Origin of the sequence: Bacillus sp. OTU2372 (genome assembly GCF_038440275.1) — a bacterium.
In the GTDB taxonomy this organism is placed as follows: Bacteria; Bacillota; Bacilli; order Bacillales; family Cytobacillaceae; genus Neobacillus; species Neobacillus bataviensis_B.
Genome location: NZ_JASATK010000069.1, coordinates 1 through 812, shown reverse-complemented (window position 1 = coordinate 812; position 812 = coordinate 1). Strand labels below are relative to the sequence as shown.

The window sequence follows — 812 nt, the reverse complement described above, 5'->3', positions numbered from 1 at the left end:
GGAAAAATTAGATTACCACTGATTTCTTGTCTAATTGTAATTGACTAACAACGGAAGAAATTAATGTATCCAATGGATTAATTATAGGTTTTGATGTCTTATACTCAACTTTCTTGGATGCATCGACCATAGATAATTGAGCAACTGAGATAATTTCATCTCCTTTAATAATTTCATTTAGAAAATTGGAAACTTCTTGGTTATATTCTTGTTTTAGACCTTGCATTATCAATTCAAAAACATTGTTAATGACAATTACCTCTATATCCACAGATTTTTGATGATTATAAGCATATTGATTGAGACGGTCCATTGTCCCTTTAACAGTTGCGGGATTTGTAAATAAGATTGTCTGAGGTTGCTGTATATTACAGATATATTTAAAGTAGGGTTCATCAATTTTGATAATTGGCACTGATATTGAAAGTTGTTCTTCCTGTAAAATTGCAATATAGTTTGTACAAGTAATTAGAATAGCATCAACATTACATTGGGCAATCCACTCTATTTGCTCCTTAACTTTATTTTGGGCATTTGCTTCTTTGAAGTTCTCATCAGACGTAACTCTATACATTAATGCGGGGTCAACAAAATGTATTAATTCAATGTCATATGAGGAAAGTGCGTTATCGATATACTCAATATTTGAATAATGAGCGTGTAGGCATCCTAATCTTTTTTTCAATTCAATTCCACCTTTAAGATATTTCTGATTATTCTATCAGTATATATATGGAAATGTCTATGAAAATGAAGAAAAACCACTACTGCTTCTGTCACTAACCTGCCCCGTTCGTATTATAAGGTCAGCC

1 protein-coding gene is annotated in these 812 nt (G+C 31.5%); it reads right to left on the bottom strand.

The window, feature by feature from the left end; all coding sequences use genetic code 11:
* Positions 1 to 7: 7 nt before the first annotated feature.
* The gene (locus AAHB15_RS29940; RefSeq protein ID WP_144568849.1) at positions 8 to 691 is read right to left on the bottom strand and encodes a hypothetical protein; all 684 of its coding nucleotides are present in this window, start codon (positions 689 to 691) and stop codon (positions 8 to 10) included.
* Positions 692 to 812 lie beyond the last annotated feature (121 nt).